The sequence below is a fragment of the Flammeovirga kamogawensis genome, assembly GCF_018736065.1.
GTDB lineage: Bacteria > Bacteroidota > Bacteroidia > Cytophagales > Flammeovirgaceae > Flammeovirga > Flammeovirga kamogawensis.
The window spans coordinates 1,907,618-1,923,920 of sequence record NZ_CP076128.1 but is presented as its reverse complement, the minus strand read 5'-3'; the positions used below and the strand labels follow the sequence as shown (position 1 = coordinate 1,923,920).

18 protein-coding genes are annotated in these 16,303 nt (G+C 30.1%); 10 read left to right on the top strand and 8 right to left on the bottom strand.

The features are described from left to right. The first annotated feature begins 121 nt into the window (after positions 1-121). Positions 122-724: a hypothetical protein gene (locus KM029_RS07580; protein ID WP_144072702.1), complete on the top strand. Its 603-nt coding sequence runs from the start codon at positions 122-124 to the stop codon at positions 722-724. On the opposite strand, the gene KM029_RS07575 is transcribed toward KM029_RS07580, so the two are convergent. From KM029_RS07575 to KM029_RS07565, 3 genes are read right to left on the bottom strand one after another with little or no spacing between them, the layout of a single operon-like run. After that, positions 710-1,240, bottom strand: coding sequence for an AAA family ATPase (locus KM029_RS07575; RefSeq protein ID WP_144072701.1), 531 nt, complete (start codon positions 1,238-1,240; stop codon positions 710-712). The two genes, KM029_RS07580 and KM029_RS07575, sit on opposite strands and share 15 nt — an antisense overlap. After that, a complete protein-coding gene (gene pnuC / locus KM029_RS07570; protein WP_144072700.1) occupies positions 1,224-1,790 on the bottom strand; it encodes a nicotinamide riboside transporter PnuC in 567 nt (188 codons plus the stop codon). The genes KM029_RS07575 and pnuC overlap by 17 nt, the downstream gene beginning before the upstream one ends. A gap of 19 nt (positions 1,791-1,809) precedes the next feature. Next, complete coding sequence (locus KM029_RS07565) at positions 1,810-2,934, bottom strand: hypothetical protein (RefSeq protein WP_144072699.1); 1,125 nt, start codon at positions 2,932-2,934, stop codon at positions 1,810-1,812. 224 nt (positions 2,935-3,158) lie between these two features. Here KM029_RS07565 and KM029_RS07560 point away from each other — a divergent pair, with 224 nt between their 5' ends. From KM029_RS07560 to KM029_RS07550, 3 genes are all read left to right on the top strand, one after another. After that, entirely contained in the window at positions 3,159-4,364 is a 1,206-nt protein-coding gene (locus tag KM029_RS07560) for an AbiH family protein (protein ID WP_144072698.1), read from the top strand. A gap of 191 nt (positions 4,365-4,555) precedes the next feature. Continuing rightward, a complete protein-coding gene (locus KM029_RS07555) occupies positions 4,556-5,560 on the top strand; it encodes a helix-turn-helix domain-containing protein (protein ID WP_158630991.1) in 1,005 nt (334 codons plus the stop codon). Positions 5,561-5,562: 2 nt separating this feature from the next. Then, positions 5,563-6,525: an NAD-dependent epimerase/dehydratase family protein gene (locus tag KM029_RS07550; protein WP_144072696.1), complete on the top strand. Its 963-nt coding sequence runs from the start codon at positions 5,563-5,565 to the stop codon at positions 6,523-6,525. 83 nt (positions 6,526-6,608) lie between these two features. On the opposite strand, the gene KM029_RS07545 is transcribed toward KM029_RS07550, so the two are convergent. The 4 genes from KM029_RS07545 to KM029_RS07530 form a co-directional block, all read right to left on the bottom strand. Beyond that, the gene (locus tag KM029_RS07545) at positions 6,609-7,379 is read right to left on the bottom strand and encodes a head GIN domain-containing protein (RefSeq protein WP_144072695.1); all 771 of its coding nucleotides are present in this window, start codon (positions 7,377-7,379) and stop codon (positions 6,609-6,611) included. Between the two features lie 429 nt (positions 7,380-7,808). Further along, positions 7,809-9,713: an STN domain-containing protein gene (locus tag KM029_RS07540; protein ID WP_144072694.1), complete on the bottom strand. Its 1,905-nt coding sequence runs from the start codon at positions 9,711-9,713 to the stop codon at positions 7,809-7,811. Further along, positions 9,714-10,694: a FecR family protein gene (locus KM029_RS07535; protein ID WP_158630989.1), complete on the bottom strand. Its 981-nt coding sequence runs from the start codon at positions 10,692-10,694 to the stop codon at positions 9,714-9,716. 46 nt (positions 10,695-10,740) lie between these two features. Continuing rightward, a complete protein-coding gene (locus tag KM029_RS07530) occupies positions 10,741-11,289 on the bottom strand; it encodes an RNA polymerase sigma-70 factor (RefSeq protein ID WP_158630988.1) in 549 nt (182 codons plus the stop codon). A gap of 124 nt (positions 11,290-11,413) precedes the next feature. Here KM029_RS07530 and KM029_RS07525 point away from each other — a divergent pair, with 124 nt between their 5' ends. The 6 genes from KM029_RS07525 (at position 11,414) to KM029_RS07500 (ending at position 15,438) form a co-directional block, all read left to right on the top strand. Continuing rightward, positions 11,414-12,178, top strand: coding sequence for a phosphatidylethanolamine N-methyltransferase family domain-containing protein (locus KM029_RS07525; protein WP_144072691.1), 765 nt, complete (start codon positions 11,414-11,416; stop codon positions 12,176-12,178). Between the two features lie 146 nt (positions 12,179-12,324). Continuing rightward, positions 12,325-12,678 (top strand): 50S ribosomal protein L19, encoded by a 354-nt coding sequence (rplS, locus tag KM029_RS07520; protein ID WP_144072690.1) that lies wholly within the window; start codon positions 12,325-12,327, stop codon positions 12,676-12,678. Between the two features lie 145 nt (positions 12,679-12,823). Beyond that, positions 12,824-13,567 carry a UDP-2,3-diacylglucosamine diphosphatase gene (locus KM029_RS07515; RefSeq protein WP_144072689.1) on the top strand — a complete coding sequence of 248 codons (744 nt, stop codon included), beginning with the start codon at positions 12,824-12,826 and terminating at the stop codon, positions 13,565-13,567. Further along, positions 13,533-14,339, top strand: a complete 807-nt coding sequence (locus tag KM029_RS07510; protein WP_144072688.1) for a hypothetical protein — start codon at positions 13,533-13,535, stop codon at positions 14,337-14,339. The genes KM029_RS07515 and KM029_RS07510 overlap by 35 nt, the downstream gene beginning before the upstream one ends. Positions 14,340-14,343: 4 nt before the next feature. Continuing rightward, entirely contained in the window at positions 14,344-14,838 is a 495-nt protein-coding gene (locus tag KM029_RS07505; RefSeq protein WP_144072687.1) for a YkgJ family cysteine cluster protein, read from the top strand. Positions 14,839-15,018: 180 nt separating this feature from the next. Then, complete coding sequence (locus KM029_RS07500) at positions 15,019-15,438, top strand: hypothetical protein (protein WP_144072686.1); 420 nt, start codon at positions 15,019-15,021, stop codon at positions 15,436-15,438. Between the two features lie 138 nt (positions 15,439-15,576). Here KM029_RS07500 and KM029_RS07495 read toward each other — a convergent pair whose 3' ends face one another. Continuing rightward, positions 15,577-16,230 carry a hypothetical protein gene (locus KM029_RS07495; protein WP_144072685.1) on the bottom strand — a complete coding sequence of 218 codons (654 nt, stop codon included), beginning with the start codon at positions 16,228-16,230 and terminating at the stop codon, positions 15,577-15,579. Between the last annotated feature and the right edge of the window lie 73 nt (positions 16,231-16,303).

Sequence of the window (16,303 nt, the reverse complement as noted above, 5' to 3'; positions counted from 1 at the left end):
AACTGTCTTTTGGCAGTTTTTTTTATGCCATAAAATTACTCTTGATATGTTGTAATACATAATAAAAGAAGAATCAAGTAGTTAGTTTTGGTGTTTATTATTAAACTAAACCATCGACGTTATGCTTTCGACAAAAATCTCATCTTCAATTTTTCTTATTTTATTTTCGGTACTTTATTTCTCTACTGTTTCTATTGCATCTAAGATCTACTTCACTTCAAAAAAATCGGTTGTTACTTTAGCTTTAAATAATTATACAGGGAAAAATGCGTCTTATAGTATTAAATCTCATGAGAACGAATTTATATCTTCAAAAACAATAGACGTAAATGAAAATCTGAGAGAAGAGATTGATTTTTCTGCTTTTGAGGAAGGAGAGTATTTATTAGAAGTCAATTTGGAGGGAATGAAAATTAACAAGAAAGTTAGATTATCGTCTAGAAAGAAAGTATCAGTAATTAGTAACAATTATTCTAATGCGAATAAATCATTTACTTTAAACGTGAAGAGAGGAAAACTAAATATAAAAACAACACAAGTTTTATCAGATAATTTTACTTTAGAATTTTATAATTTAGATGAGGACCTATTATACACGAATACTTTTTTGGCTAGATATAATTCTATGTCAAGTATGGATTTATCTACCTTGGGTAACAGTAGAGTAATCATGAATATCATCTTTGGAGAAACTACTTACCAAGAATATTTATTTAATTATTAAGGTCTCAATATATTTAATAGCGGCCTCTAATCGTTCTTCTTCATTACCTTGAATAAGATGATATCCTCCATAGATTTCGGTCAATTCTTTTTTATATAAATCGATAAAATAGCTTCTTTGTTCGGGTTTGGGGTGTTCTCTTTGTTCATCAAATTGCCAAGGAGTATCAATATCAGTAAGTAATACTAAATCAAACTTTTGATTAGAAAGGTTGTCTAATATCCATTGATCACATTTTTGGAAGCTGTTTTCAGACCATATCTTTAAAACCTCTAAGCCTGTGTCGCAAAACAAAAATGTATTGGCTAGTAAAATTGCTTTTTCTTGAAAATCGGATTGTTTTTGAGCAATTATTTTTAAATCGCTATACACATATTTTCTATCTACCTGATCTATATACTCTCTTGCATATTCTTTAATCCATTGTGTATCATATTTCTCTGCAAGTGCTTTACAGAGCGTACTTTTTCCTGTAGATTCAGGTCCTGTTATTAATATTTTATATACTTTTTGCATAGCTGTATTCTTTTCTCCATTTAAATAATCCCCAAGCAGCAAGTAGCGTGTATGCTAAGAATAACCCAGCAGTTAGTTCAAAACCTTTTGTATAGTAGAGGTAAATTGATACGGCATCAATTATAACCCAATAAGCCCAATTAGAAACAATTTTTCTGGCCACCATAAACGTAGCCATTATACTAAAAATAGTAGTGAAGGAATCTAAGTAAGGCAAAGATGCATCTGTATTCTCCGAAAGAAAATAACCTAACATAAACACTAAAACTGAAGCCAAACCAATAGCTATTAGATGTTTATTAAAGGATAGTTCAGAAAGAGGTAACTCGTGATTATTTTTACCATATTTCCACTGCCAAAAGCCAAAAATATTCATACAGAAATAGAATACTTGTAAGCCTGTTTCTGCATATAATTTAGCATCAATGCATAAGTACATGTACAAAGACACGGATACTACAGCAGCTGCCCAACACCAAATATTTTCTTTTATTGCTAATACTGTGTACATCACACTAAATACAACAGCAATTATCTCAATCCAACTCATACTATAAAAGTAATTATTATTATACCCATTGTTGTAAGAAATTCTTTAAATCAACTTCATCGTTTAAAGAATGTAATATTTTAGTGTAATTTTCTTGTTTACTCTTTTCTTGAGCAGCCAAATGACGACCTTCTCTATCAATACCACTACCAGATTTACCAGTAAAAAGCGTATAGATATATTGTTCCATCGGTCCACCAATTAGCTCGTCTTTTTCTATATCTAACTCTTCTAATTGTTTTTCTAGCATAGTTTTTAATTTTTCAGATTCGTCTTCTTTGAAGCTGATACTGGAATCATCAAAATTTTGACCATAGATTTCTAACAGTGTAAAAATATCTTTTTTCTCTTTAGCTGTTGTAACCTCACTCATTAAAGCTGTACGTCGTACTTTATCTTCTTCATTTTGGGTTAAGTCTGGATGAAGTTTTTTAGCTAATTGTTTATACAAACTATTTACAGAAGTACCGCTAATTGAAGTAGAAGAAGTATTTTTATCATGTATTTTTTCTTTGGCTTCGTGTTCATCAAAAGCTTGTTTTTGATAGTGTTCTTGTTGTTTTAATAGTACTATTGGTCCAAGTATCTTATTATATAAAACATCAACTTTGGCCGGGTTATCAATCATTTGGTTCCATTCTTCTACCGAGAAATATTTTTCAATTTCTGTGAGTTTGGATTTAAACTTTAGTTGCTCAATTATTTCAAGTTTACGTTCTTCTCTTTGTTTTTTACGGCTCTTCTTCTTAGTTTTTTTCTCTTGAGCCATTGTGTAATTAGGTATTAATTCTCTAAAACCAAGTGTATCTAGAAATGGAGATTGGACACCTTCTACCATAAAGTGGTTTAATATTAATTGATAGACTTCATGTTGCTTTGTGGTCATCTTAGCACCTTTACCAAGAAAAATTAAACGTTCTAATAAAGCATATAATTCTTTAAAACGAGAGAGTTGAGGTGTTTCTAAATGCTTTTCATAAGCAATTTTCATCCTTTTTAATTCCTCTGTTATTCTTTTATTTCTATTCTTTTTTTTATGAACTGCAGCCCACAAAGAAGTAAGGTGATCTTGAATGTTTTTCGGATTCTTTTTAGGTTTCCCTTTCTGAATTTTCTGGAATAAAATTACTTTCTCGTCTTTCATCAAATTGTTATTTTAAAACGTAAAGTAAAAGTGGTGAAAAATATTTCAACTAATTAAAATTTAGTTGAAATAATCTTTAATCATGTCTGTAATAGGGGTATTACTTATTTATCTAATAGTTGCTTTTCTATAATCTTGATATAAATATGATAGATATCTCCAAGATTGAAGAGAAGTGATAATTATTATATAAATTGAATTTACTAATAACAAACTTGATTAAGATGAATAGAATAATACTAATAGGCAATGGCTTTGACTTAGCACATGGGTTAAAAACTGGATATAAAGACTTTTTAAAATCTATTTTTAACGAAGAAAAGATACTTGAAGAGATAAAAAAAGATTTTAATGCATATCAAAAAAAACAAAAAAAGTACCCACATTTTAGTATCGATAATACATCTTTTTTTACTAAAAAAAATGAAAATTTTAAATCATTTACAGACAAGGTTTTTGCTTATTTTAAGCAGAGTAAAATTAGATATCAACCTTTAATTATCTTTCATAATAAATTCTTAGAATTAATTCTTTCTAAAAATTCTGAGAATTGGGTAGATATAGAGGCTACTTATTATTCTGAATTAAAAAAATGTTTTGGTTCTGATAATAAGCAGCAAAGTAAAATAGAAAAGTTAAATATAGAGTTTAAGGAAATTGAGGATCTTCTATCAAAATACTTATTAGATTTACTTCGTACTTTCTCTTTTAAAAAGAACAATGTAATAAATAATATACTACATAATTCAGAAGTTAAATTGAATAACTTTTCATCAAAAATTTTAGACTTATTAGTAGATGTACAATATGAAATTGATTTTAGTGAATCAGAAGGTTATCAAAAAACCTTTATTGATAAAAGAGGTATTAGAAAAAAAATAATAAAAGAAGGGTTTAAATCTACTGAGGAAGGAGATTTATTAATATTGAACTTTAACTATACAGATATTATAAAATCATATTTTTCTGATGGAAAGATTAATCTTATAAATATTCATGGAACATTGACAGATAACAACAATCCTATAATTTTTGGATATGGAGATGAAATGGATCCAAAATTTAAAGAGATAGAGCATGAAGGAAGTGAAGATTTCTTGAAGAATGTTAAATCTATAAACTACTTAAATACTTCTAATTACCAAAAATTCGAAACATTTATAGAACGAGATTTATATCAAGTTATAATTTTGGGACATTCATGTGGTCTTTCAGATCGAATTTTATTAAATAAAATTTTCGAACATGATAACTGTATTTCAATTAAGCCATATTACTATAAAAATGAAGATAAAGAAACAGATAATTATTTTAGTATAGTTAGTAATATATATAGGTGTTTTAATGATAAGCAACTGATGAGGTCTAAAGTTGTTAATAAGGAAAATACTGAAGCATTTAGTGTAAAAAAAACTAGTAATGAAGAATAATTATCTTATTAAATAGTTTTAGCATTTTACATATTAAAGAAGTTATCTATTGTTCGAAAAGTTTTTGTTAAGAGATTATTAGTTTTGATGCTTATTTTCATGAAATGATTGCTTTCACTTTCTATATTTGCAATAGTAAGAATTATTCCCATGTTTTTTATACATCTATTTTAAGTACTACCAAATATTTTATGATACTAGACGAAGAAAAAATTGTTAATGTAGACCATACATTAGATATATCTTTCCCAGAACAATTAGCAGATTTTTTAAAAATAGATTACGATGGTAATAGAATGTATGGAAGTTCCGAATATGGTGAGGTAGACTATTCATTTTATACTCAATTTGAAGGGCTTAAAATAGTTATTCATGATTGTATAGTTAAGAAGGAGCTTGGTGTAAGACATTTGCCTAGAAAGGATAGTGATTTTATTTATGTCATGATGCTCAGAGAAGGTGATATTACACATATTTATGAATCTGATGAGAACATACAGTTATTTGGACCTGGTAGAAAAAGAGGTATAATTATCTCTAATCTTAAGAGGCCAATAATTAATTATGGTATGGACGAAATGAACTCCCAGTGGGTAACATTTCTAATAAAAAAATCTTTGTTATTTAGCTTGTTAGAAGATCAGTATTCTGATTTAAAAGCCCTTTTTGATAATGACGATCCTTGGGTATTCTTTGAACCATTTAACTATTCAATAATAACAGCTTTAGATAAAATGTTTTCTATACCTTCAAATGCTGTTTCTAGAAAGTCTATAATTTATGGACAAACAATGTCTATTTTGGGCGATATTTTTGAGCTTTTTGCTCATAGAAAAGTAGAAGACGTTAAAATGTTAAGCCTTTTAGATACAGAAAGAATGTTTGAGGTGAAAACGTTTATTACAAAGGATTTATCTCATGCACCAAGTTTAGAAGAAATATGCAAAGAATTCGGTATTAGTCGTTCAAAATTAATTAGAGATTTTAAGGCAGAATTTGGAAAACCTGTTTATCAGTTTTTTAATCATATTCGAATGGATGAAGCAAGAAATATGCTTGTAAATAAGAATATGTCTGTAACAGAGGTGTCTCAAGAATTGGGTTTTAAAGGGCTTTCAAAATTCTCTGATGCTTTTAAAAAACACTACGGCATGTCTCCAAAAGTAATGATTGTAGCAAGTAAGAAAGTAGATTAATAATGATTGCACTAACAGGCGCTACCGGACACGTTGGTTATGTTCTCCATAAGTTTTTATTAAAAGAGAATATGCCACATAAAGTGTTAGTACGTAAACAAACGAATAGATTACAGGAGGTAGATCAAATAGTAGGAGATTTAGGAAACACAACGGCATTACAAGATTTGGTTCGATCTGCAACAACGGTTATTCATAGTGCAGGTATTGTTTACCCTAGATATGGAAAGAATGATGATGTTTTAAAAGTGAATTACCATCAATCAAAATTATTATTTGAAGAAGCAAAGAAAGCAGGAGTAAAGCATTTTATTTTTATTAGTTCTATTCATAGTATGGAGGTACCTTCTCGTACTAAAGTATTTGATGAGACAGCAAAATTAGTAGTTGATGAAAACAAAAGTTATGACTTTTCTAAAGCTGAAATGGAACGCTATCTATCTGATCAAAAAGATATTAAAATTACCATCCTAAATCCTACTTCTATTATTGGTGGTGGAGATCTGTACTTCAACGGTTTCAATCAACTTTTTAAACTATTACATTCTTATCGACTTCCAATGTTAACTTCTGGAGGATTTGATATTATTGACGTAAAAGATATCGCAAAATGTTGTATCATTGCAGCCCGTAAAGAGATAGAAGGGAAGTTTATACTAGGCAATACATATTATTCCATTCCAGCAATAGCCAAATTATACGGTACAACTGCAAATAAAATGGTGTCACCCATAAAGTTATCAACATTTGGGATGGTAATTTTAGCTAAAGCGACTGATATTGTGGATAACTTTCTGAAAAATCCACTTCCAACAAATAGTTATGCGATGGATACTCTTTTAGAGTCCGAAAATCCTATTTCTCATCAAAAAGCTGTTGATAAACTAGGGTACTTACCAACACCAATTCAAGAAAGTTTACAAGATGTTTACAAGTGGATTGAAAATGGAGAATTTGAGATATAAAAAAGCTATCACCATTTTATGATGATAGCCTAATAAGTACAAAACCAATATTCTAATAGAAATATTAATTTGCTATTCTCTACTTAATTAGCAGATTCTACTCTACCAGAGCCAGAGATCGCTGCATTAACTTCTGGAGTTCCTTTATAAAAAACACTTCCACTTCCAGCAATGCCAACATCAAGTTTTGTAGTACAAGTAATCGATGTATTTCCAGATCCTGATATAGTAATATTAGCATTTTCAGTTGTTAAATTAAATCCTTCAAGATTACCCGACCCAGATTTTTGATCGATTATACTAACTGTAGACCCTGATAATTCAATACTTCCTGATCCCGATAGCATTGTTGTAATTGAACTTGTTTGTATTTCTGATAACACAATTTTACCAGAACCACTTGTAGCAATATTAATTACTCGTGATACAGTTTCTAAATTTTTCCCTTCAATACTTCCACTTCCAGACAAAGCAATTGATAAGTTTTCTGATTTTGGATTTTCAAATTTAATAGTCCCAGACCCAGATACATTTGCTACATTTAAAAGAGGGGTTGTAATGTATACATTAAGAGTATAGTTACTCATACTTTTTGATAAATCAATTTCCATTACATTATTTCTAACATTTGTAGTTAAGTTATCAAGCACATTTTGTTGTGCTTCTACTCGAACAGATTGTTGTTCTCCATAGACTATTTCAACATTACCAGCTACTTTTAATTCTACACCTTCAAATGAATCTGTTGTAATTTCTTGTCCTTCAATCGGTCCTTTTGCTTCTTCGCTACAACCAAAGAATAACATACTTAGTGCAAATAATAGAAGTGTTTTAATTTGTAGTTTAATAATCATGATTAATAAAAATTTAGTTTGAATTATGAACTTACAACAGGTTAGTTATAAGATTTTTATATAAAAAAACACCTTTTTTGAAAAATTAATTTCTAAAAAAGGTGACTTAATACTTATAGATTTATTAAATCTTTTTCATTCGCTTTTTTAGCGAGTTGTAGTTTTTTTTAAACTCCTCTTTTTCAAATTGGAGTGCGTTTTTTACTGCAACATCAAAACATTTTTGATAGTTATTATCTTTTTGTAAATGTACTGAACTCATAATTATTAAGTTGTTTATTGTTTGATACGCAAATGATAAAAAAAAGATAACAGTTTTAGTATTTTTTATAGTTATACCAATTTAGTTGCCTACAATGTAGTGTATTATCTCTTTCTACTTATATAGACACATAAAAGTAATTAAACCCCTACTCAATCTTTAAAATTTCACCAATTATAACGAATTCCTATACTTCCAGAGATCCAGTACGTACTGTTATCGTTCAATTTTTGATGATAAAAAGAGGGGGGAGGAGTAAACTCATTAGGTGTTGCCGAATAATTTACATTAAACGACGGTCCAATTGTTATAGATAATTTTTTTAAAATTGGTTGTACATACAGCATATTTAATTTTATAAACTGACTACTAATATCTTCTTGCTTAAGATCAAATATATTTTCTAGACCAACTTCGAGTACTAATCTTTTAAACAGAAAAGAACCAAAGCCAACACCAAAATTGTAATTTTCTTTTAACTGAGCACCAATTCTATAATAGTTATAGAGCTGCTTTGTACCAGAGTAAAACGTTCCATTTAAAAAACCATATTCGTTTATAGAGTAAGCAACAGCATGATATCCATTTTTATAATAAGTAAACAAGCCAATTGCAATACCGCCATCCACTTCTTTTGCTGTATTTATTAGCCCTATTTGAACACCTTTTTGGGTTTTTGAATAGTTATAAATACCAGATAATTGTACTCCTTTATTAGTGGCACTCACAGTATTTGTAATTCCTGAAACTTGCCATCCTTTTAAATCTTTTGTATAACTACTTATTCCTGCTAGTTGTAGCCCATTTACCGTTTTTTGAGTGGTATTGAGTATTCCACCAATTTGAGCTCCATATACCTTCTTACTGTAATTATATATTCCACCAATTTGTACTCCTTTTATATCTGTTCTAGTGGTATTTATAATTCCGCCAATTTGTAATCCTCTCACATTCTCTCTAACGTTATTATTAATACCTCCAATTTGAACGCCTACTAAAGAGTCTTCAACAACGTTAATAATACCACCAACTTGAAGTCCATCTACACTTCCCATATCATAATTGATAATCCCTCCAGTTTGAACTCCGTGCACATCTTTTCCAACAATATTACTTATACCAGCAATTTGGACACCTTTCATATTGTTTCTATTAATATTAACGAAACCACCAACTTCTAGTCCATTATTAACCCCTGCAGAATATCCTAAAAATACATTTATAGAAAATTTATTGGTATAACTACCTCCTAAGAAATTATTATTACTAATAAATGGGATGAGCGTAAATTGGAATCCTCTAGTAGCAGTATATTCAATATTATTAGAAATGATATTGGCTTCTTCAGGAATAAAGTTTTGTATAAATTTAAGCTGATGCACTTTTTCCTGTTGAATTGCTAAATCAGTTGTAACAGGTAACGTATTATTATTGTTTGGTGTAAGTACCACATCAAACCGAGTAGTTGCATTATCATTTTTTGGCGATAGTTGAACCATTGTATCATAGTAGCCCAATCCTCTAAAAAAGACCCCTTTTTGCAGTCTCTCTACAGAGGTTTTTAATGAATAATATCCTAAACTATCAGTAAGTGATAATACTTTTTCACTTTCATCATAAACAACAACATATTCAATGCCTTTACCTGTTTTTTGATCTATAACCCGACCTTGTATTTCAGCATCACTTTTTAAGTGGTTAACTTCCGTTTTAGAAAGTCTTTTTTTCTGTTCTATTGGTTTAATTGTAAGCGTTAATGCTTCTCTAATAATTACATGAGAATTCCCTATTTGCTTAAACTCATAGTGACTACCTAATAGCTCATTTAATAAATTATTTACTGTAACATTTTGCTTCTTGATACTTACATTTTTAGTTAAATCCAGTATAGAAGAATTATAAGAAAACGAAAAACCACTTTCTTTACCAATAAGTTGTAAAGTGGTATCAAGTCTCTTGTTTTTTACATTAATGGTTATAATCCGACTTAATAAATCGTTATTATTATTGGCAAATAAATATGAATTTGATAGAATAACGATTAATAAAATAAAGGAAACTGATTTAATCATTTACTCAATAGAATATGTTTTTTCTCCTACCTTTTCTACTTTTAAATCAAGTGTAGCTTCCAAGACTTGCAAAATGTCTGTAATAGAATCATTCTCAAAAGATGTAGTTACTTTCTTATGATACAATTTTTCATTTTTGATCGTAATTTTCACTCCATAGTTATCTTCTACAGTTTTAATTAAAGTAGTCAATTCAATATCTTTAAATGATAACTTTTTATTTACCCAGAATAAACTATTTACATCAGTATTTTCTTCTTTAATTGGAGAAGAAGTAGTTATCTCTCCTTTTGTGTTTGCCTTTAGTAAAACAAAGTCATCTTTATTAGTTAAAGAGGCTAATTTTACTAAGCCTTCTGTAACCGTCACTTCTAATTTACCGTCAGCTTCTTTTACATTAAATTTAGTTCCTAATACAGTAATGTCACCTTTCTGAGTATGTACAATAAATGGCTTGTCTTTATTATGTGCAACCTCAAAATAGGCTTCACCTTTTAGTGTCATTTCTCTCGAAGTATCAAAATTTTGTAGAGAAAGTGAAGAATTCTTATTTATAGTAACTTTAGATCCATCTATCAATTTTTCTACTTTTGGTACATCTACTGTAACATATTTTTGGACAATCTCATTAGAGTTACTTTGTTGATTTGTATAAAATCGTATACCAAAAACAATAACAATCAGTGCGGCAACTGCTGCTGTATATTTATAGAAAGGGTGAAACTGAATTAATTTTTTATCGTTAGATGATGCGTCAATTCGCCTAGACATTTTATCCCATGCAGCGTCAACATCAATATTAACAGGTTTTGGATGTACAGTACCAGAAAGCGCCCACGCCTTTTTAAAGGAATCGAAATCTTCTTGATTTTTCTCTGATTGTGCTAACCAACTATTTACTTCTTGATTTTCTTCTTCTGATGTTTCTTTCAATAAAAATCGAGAAAGTAAATTATCGTCTATATGTTTATTCTTATCCATCATTATTTAAAGGACACTTAGAAATGAATTAACCCCTATGGAATGACTAAAAATTTTTAATAAAAAAAATAATCAGTAACGTAAGAAAACCTGTCAGCTCTTTTCTTAAATATTTAAGAGCGCTTGACATCTGATTTTCAACAGTTTTAATACTGATATTTAATTGTTTAGATATTTCAGCATATTTTAAACCATCAAACCTACTTAAAAGAAATATTTCTTTTCTTTTAGTAGGCATAGTATCTATGCTATTACGAATTTTTTGATCTAATTCCTTTGCTTCCAATAGTAAGAGTTCATTAGAAGAAGCCTCATTAATTAATTCTTCGTTGTAGTTTTTGTACTGATCTTTAACCTCAGTATGTCTTAATACATTTAGCGCTTTATTTTTTACAGATCTAGTAAGATATGCTTCTATAGAAGTTGTAATTTCTAGTGAATTACGTGATTCCCAAAGCTTAAATAAAAGATCTTGAATAATATCTTCACTTGCTTGAATATCATTTAATATGCTATTGGCATATGAACAGAGTTTTGGATATTGAACTTTAAAAAGCGTCTCAAATTGCTCTTTTGTTTTTATTTCAGGTACCAAAGCGACAATTGTATATTTAATTGTAAAAGGGAGTGGTAATTGTGCAAGATAGTGATATTCATTAGAATTAATAAACTTCGTTTTGTTCCTTTACACAAACAATAATCATAATTAATTATACTTTATGGTAACGCAACAACAAACATTTGAGAATATAGGATGGCTATGGATTATTATAGCATTAATTACTTTTTGTGTTTTGTTTTTTGGGAAAGTTACAGCTCCTTTTGGTAGACATACACGAGCTGATTGGGGCCCCATGATAGCAAATTCTTGGGGGTGGTTTTGGATGGAAATAATATCGCCATTAGGGTTGTGGATTGGATTTTATATAGCAAATGATGGTGTGTTTACGGTGTCTATACAAGCATTAATTGGTATGATAGCTTGGACTGTGCATTATATAAATAGGACTTTTATTTTTCCATTTCGAATGCCCAATAAAAAGAAAAAGATGCCCGTGATTATTATGGGATCGGCTATATTTTTTAATTCAATTAACGGCACATTGAATGGTTATTTTTTAGGTCACGATTGGGTGTTTCAATCAGATTATTTGATGTATCTCGGTATTTTACTTTTTAGTATTGGAATGTATATCAATATAAAAGCAGATAATATACTTTTAGGTTTAAGAAAACCAGGAGAAACACATTATGTGATTCCAAATAAATTCCTTTTTAAAAAAATATGTTCACCAAACTTATTTGGAGAGATAATAGAATGGGTAGGCTTTTTATGCATTGCTCCAAGTGTAGCAAGTTTGAGTTTTTTAATTTGGACATTAGCTAATTTAATGCCTAGAGCTAGAGATCATTACAATTGGTATATCAAAAAGTTTGTAGATTACCCCAAAGATAGGTTTGTGTTATTTCCTTTCATTTGGTAGTAAAATAATAAGCTTTGAGAGGGAAAACTTTTAATAATAGTAAATCAGGATGTAAAAGGCTTATTTTTTAAATAAAAGATTTCTTTATCAAGTTATTATGTCTACATTTGCAAATCTAAAATTTTGTACGATAAATTTATCACACAATGGATTTAATCAAAAAAGTTGAAAAGGATTTTTCATCCAACATGGAGAAACATCCCGCTTTCGGCGCAGGAGATACTATCGAAGTATACGTAAAAATTATCGAAGGTAGCAAGGAGCGTATTCAAAAGTTCCAAGGTACTGTAATCCAACGCCGTAATAAAGGTAGCTTGGGAGAAACTTTTACTGTACGTAAGATCTCTAACGGAATTGGCGTTGAGCGTATATTCCCATTAAACTCACCAAGCGTCGACAAGATCGAAGTATTGAGAAGAGGTAAAGTAAGAAGAGCAAGATTATTCTACTTACGTGGCCGCTACGGTAAGGCTGCGAAAGTTAGAGAAAGAAGATACTAATCTTTTTATCTTGGCTTCGCCAAAAAATACAAGACCGACATTCTATCACAGATTGTCGGTTTTTTTATTTTTAAAATCTTATTTTTGTAGTCCATAGGTTGTATGGATACCTGATTAATTAAAAAGAGCAATCGTTAAATATTATATGTCTAAGAAGATTTACTTTGCATCAGATTTTCATCTCGGAACACCTTCTTATGAAGAAAGTTTAAAAAGAGAAAAGAAAATTTGTCGTTGGTTGGATATGGCTGCTGAAGATGCAGAACATATTTATTTGTTGGGTGACATTTTTGACTTTTGGTTTGAGTATCGTTTTGCTATCCCTAAAGGGTTCCTTCGTTTTCAAGGGAAGCTCTCAGAATTAGTAGATAAAGGTATTAAGATTACTCTTTTTACGGGTAATCATGATATGTGGATGTTTGATTACTTTGAAAAGGAATTGGGTGTACCTATTATCAGAGAGCCTATAGATATAGAACTCAATGGTAAAAAGTTTCATATTGGACATGGTGATGGTTTAGGCCCTGGAGATAACACGTATAAATTTTTAAAGAAGGTTTTTGCTAACAAGGCTTGCCAGTGGTTATTTGGTTTTTTACATCCTACAATAGGAATGGGAATTGCCCAAAATTGGTCTAAGCATAGCCGTGCAGCAGGAGCAGAGAAAGAACACGAGTTTCATGGTAAAGAAAATGAGTGGTTATGGCAATATTGTCAAGAAAAACAGGCAGAAGAATACAGAGATTATTATATCTTTGGACATAGACACTTGCCTCTAGAACTCGACCTTGACAATGGAGGAAAGTACATTAACACTGGAGAATGGCTTTCTTATGATACATACGCTACTTTTGATGGGGAAAAATTGGAACTTCTTACTTTTAAGTAATCTATTTTTAGTATTACCTTTTTTAGTACCTGCACAAACGCTAGAGTTTGAAGTGGAAGTAGGAGAGATTGCTACGGTAGATATAGACCGGAATGGAAAAATTTACGTTGTAGACCATCAAGGTAATGTTGCTCAATGGGTAAATACTACTAAAGAAAAATGGTACTCGCCTCAGGCTGCAGCAGAAGTACAAATAGATGCTTGGGCAATGCTAAATACTGTACTATTCTCTCCAGATTGGCAAGCAATAAGAATATTAGGACTGCAATTAACAGTTCAATCAGAATATATCTTTTCTCCAGAACTTATTGAGTATGCTTCTGTGGCAACAAATGCAACAGACGGAGGTATTTGGTTATATGATCAGCCTGCATTTCGGATGAAGAAGTATTACCCAAGCACAGAAAGTTTATCTATTAATGTAGAATTGGAACGCTTGATAAACGGAAACGATTGGAACCCTATTTGGATGAAAGAGTTTCAGAATAATTTATATGTTCTTGATGAAATAAAAGGAGTTTATACTTTTGATCTATTGGGGAATATTCTCTCTATGCCATACGATGTAAAAGGAGCTACCCTAATAGGGTTAACTGCCAAAGAAATGTATTGGTTAGAGAATGGAAAAGAAATTCATTTTAAAGAGTTGTATGGAGTGAAAACAAGATTTTTAGAACTTCCTATAACTAATGTAGAAGCAATTCTATTTAACGATTCTCAAAACAGGCTTTACTGTTTTAAAAATAAAAAAATGTACGCGTACCAGTTATAATTGAATGATGGATATCTACGAAGATTGGCAATTAAATGCCAAATTAAAATTAAAGGAGACAGAGGTTTTTCTAAAGCGTTTGAAGAAAACAAAAAAAGGAAAACTGATTGATCAAATTGTTAACGATACAGACGAAAAAGTATTTGAAACATTTGATTGTCTATCGTGTGCAAACTGTTGTAAAACAATTAGTCCAGTAGTTACTGCTACTGATGTACGTAGAATTGCAAAACACTTACGAATAAAAGAAACAGAGGTACTATCAGAATATATGAGTGTGGATAGTGATGGTGATTATGTAATGAACCGTCAACCATGTCCTTTCTTAGAAGATAATAATGAGTGTTCTATTTACGATGTACGACCAAAAGCATGTAAAGAATATCCATTAACCCAAAATAAAGGTTTTAACCAACGTCCTGCATTACATGCAAGAAATACAATTACTTGTCCTGCGGTATTTCACGTTGTAGAAAGATTAAAAGAAAAAATTAAATAGGCACTTAATACGTTAATGTAAATTAATGTTTAAGTATGATAACAGTTTTTTGAAACAAAATAGATTAGGCTATTGTAGGTTGCATTTATTATAAATGAGAAAGAAAATTAGGTGTTTGTTTACCCTTTTGCACTTAATAGTATAAACTTAATAATATCTTTACCTAACAAGCTTAAAATCATGAAAACTGTAGCTAGTTTAATTACTGTAGCTTTCCTTTTCGCATACTCTAATAGTGCTTATGCTGTAGAAGTAGAAAAAATTACAGAAACCCACTTAAATGAAATAAAAGGAAATGTTTTTTCTGGAAAAGGAGCAGAACTCCTGCTAGAAGATTACGTAGGTCTCTTTAAAGACAAGAAGAGTATTTTTCTATATCATACAGAATCAGAAGACCTTGTAGCACAATTTAAATCAGGTATTAGAACTGTAGAATTGTATGAAACGATTATTACAAATCAAATGACCAATGTTTATTTTAAAATAAACGGAGATGTTTTAGTACATGTCTCTTATTTAAATACATCGGGTGAAATGTATAAATGCAGATTAAGACAAGAAGAGCAATTAGCTAGCGATCTTACTGAAGCAAGTAACTAGAAAATAGAACTGCAAAACAAAAAAAGGATTGATTTTAATAGAAATCAATCCTTTTTTTGTGCAATGAATAAACTTATTATTCAGCTATCATTTAATAAACTAATTACTTTATTTAGTTTAAGTACTATTTTATGCAATTTAGAAACCAAAAACAACGTCTACAGTAGCTCCAAATGTAGGCTCTCCAGATTGGACATCAATACCAGGTGATAAAGTAAAACCTGTACTCCAATGGCTATTAAGAGAGTAAGCTATACCAGTTTGAACAATAACAGAACCTCCCCATTCTCTATGAGATTGATCCATGTCAGAAGTACTATAGTCATCTGGATGAGGCGCTTCTTCAGGCTCAAAATCAAAATATTCATCTGTAGGAACTTCATGATCATGAAAACCAAAAGTACCACCAACTCCAACAAAAGTACCCCATCTTGAGTGGCCAATTGGGATTTCTCTAACAATAACACTTGCAAAATGTTTACCTGTAAATTCTACTGTACCTTGAAATTTTGTGAGGTGAGCAAAATATATAGATCCGGTAAATTCGTAATGACCACTATTATTATAAGAGATTTCTAACTCATATTTATGATGATGCTCCTCTTCTTTATGAATTTCAGCATGCTCAACTTCTGAATTTGTTTCTGTATGAATTTCAGTAGCATGGTCATCTTTTGTAAAATCTTTATCTCCTTCTACATAAACATGAGTATCTTCTTGTGCAAACAATAAAGAAGATAACCCTACTAAGCCTAAAGTAAATAAGAAACGTGTATTTAGAATATATAACATAATTGATACTGTGAGTGATTGTAGATTCTGATTAAATAGCTTTTGTATTTTGTTATCTACTTTTACGCAAGTA

Coding starts and splice junctions, on each gene's coding strand:
- KM029_RS07580 (WP_144072702.1), top strand. CDS start 122: ATGCTTTCGACAAAAATCTCATCTTCAATTTTTCTTATTTTATTTTCG.
- KM029_RS07575 (WP_144072701.1), bottom strand. CDS start 1,240: ATGCAAAAAGTATATAAAATATTAATAACAGGACCTGAATCTACAGGA.
- pnuC (WP_144072700.1), bottom strand. CDS start 1,790: ATGAGTTGGATTGAGATAATTGCTGTTGTATTTAGTGTGATGTACACA.
- KM029_RS07565 (WP_144072699.1), bottom strand. CDS start 2,934: ATGAAAGACGAGAAAGTAATTTTATTCCAGAAAATTCAGAAAGGGAAA.
- KM029_RS07560 (WP_144072698.1), top strand. CDS start 3,159: ATGAATAGAATAATACTAATAGGCAATGGCTTTGACTTAGCACATGGG.
- KM029_RS07555 (WP_158630991.1), top strand. CDS start 4,556: ATGATACTAGACGAAGAAAAAATTGTTAATGTAGACCATACATTAGAT.
- KM029_RS07550 (WP_144072696.1), top strand. CDS start 5,563: ATGATTGCACTAACAGGCGCTACCGGACACGTTGGTTATGTTCTCCAT.
- KM029_RS07545 (WP_144072695.1), bottom strand. CDS start 7,379: ATGATTATTAAACTACAAATTAAAACACTTCTATTATTTGCACTAAGT.
- KM029_RS07540 (WP_144072694.1), bottom strand. CDS start 9,713: ATGATTAAATCAGTTTCCTTTATTTTATTAATCGTTATTCTATCAAAT.
- KM029_RS07535 (WP_158630989.1), bottom strand. CDS start 10,694: ATGGATAAGAATAAACATATAGACGATAATTTACTTTCTCGATTTTTA.
- KM029_RS07525 (WP_144072691.1), top strand. CDS start 11,414: ATGGTAACGCAACAACAAACATTTGAGAATATAGGATGGCTATGGATT.
- rplS (WP_144072690.1), top strand. CDS start 12,325: ATGGATTTAATCAAAAAAGTTGAAAAGGATTTTTCATCCAACATGGAG.
- KM029_RS07515 (WP_144072689.1), top strand. CDS start 12,824: ATGTCTAAGAAGATTTACTTTGCATCAGATTTTCATCTCGGAACACCT.
- KM029_RS07510 (WP_144072688.1), top strand. CDS start 13,533: ATGGGGAAAAATTGGAACTTCTTACTTTTAAGTAATCTATTTTTAGTA.
- KM029_RS07505 (WP_144072687.1), top strand. CDS start 14,344: ATGATGGATATCTACGAAGATTGGCAATTAAATGCCAAATTAAAATTA.
- KM029_RS07500 (WP_144072686.1), top strand. CDS start 15,019: ATGAAAACTGTAGCTAGTTTAATTACTGTAGCTTTCCTTTTCGCATAC.
- KM029_RS07495 (WP_144072685.1), bottom strand. CDS start 16,230: ATGTTATATATTCTAAATACACGTTTCTTATTTACTTTAGGCTTAGTA.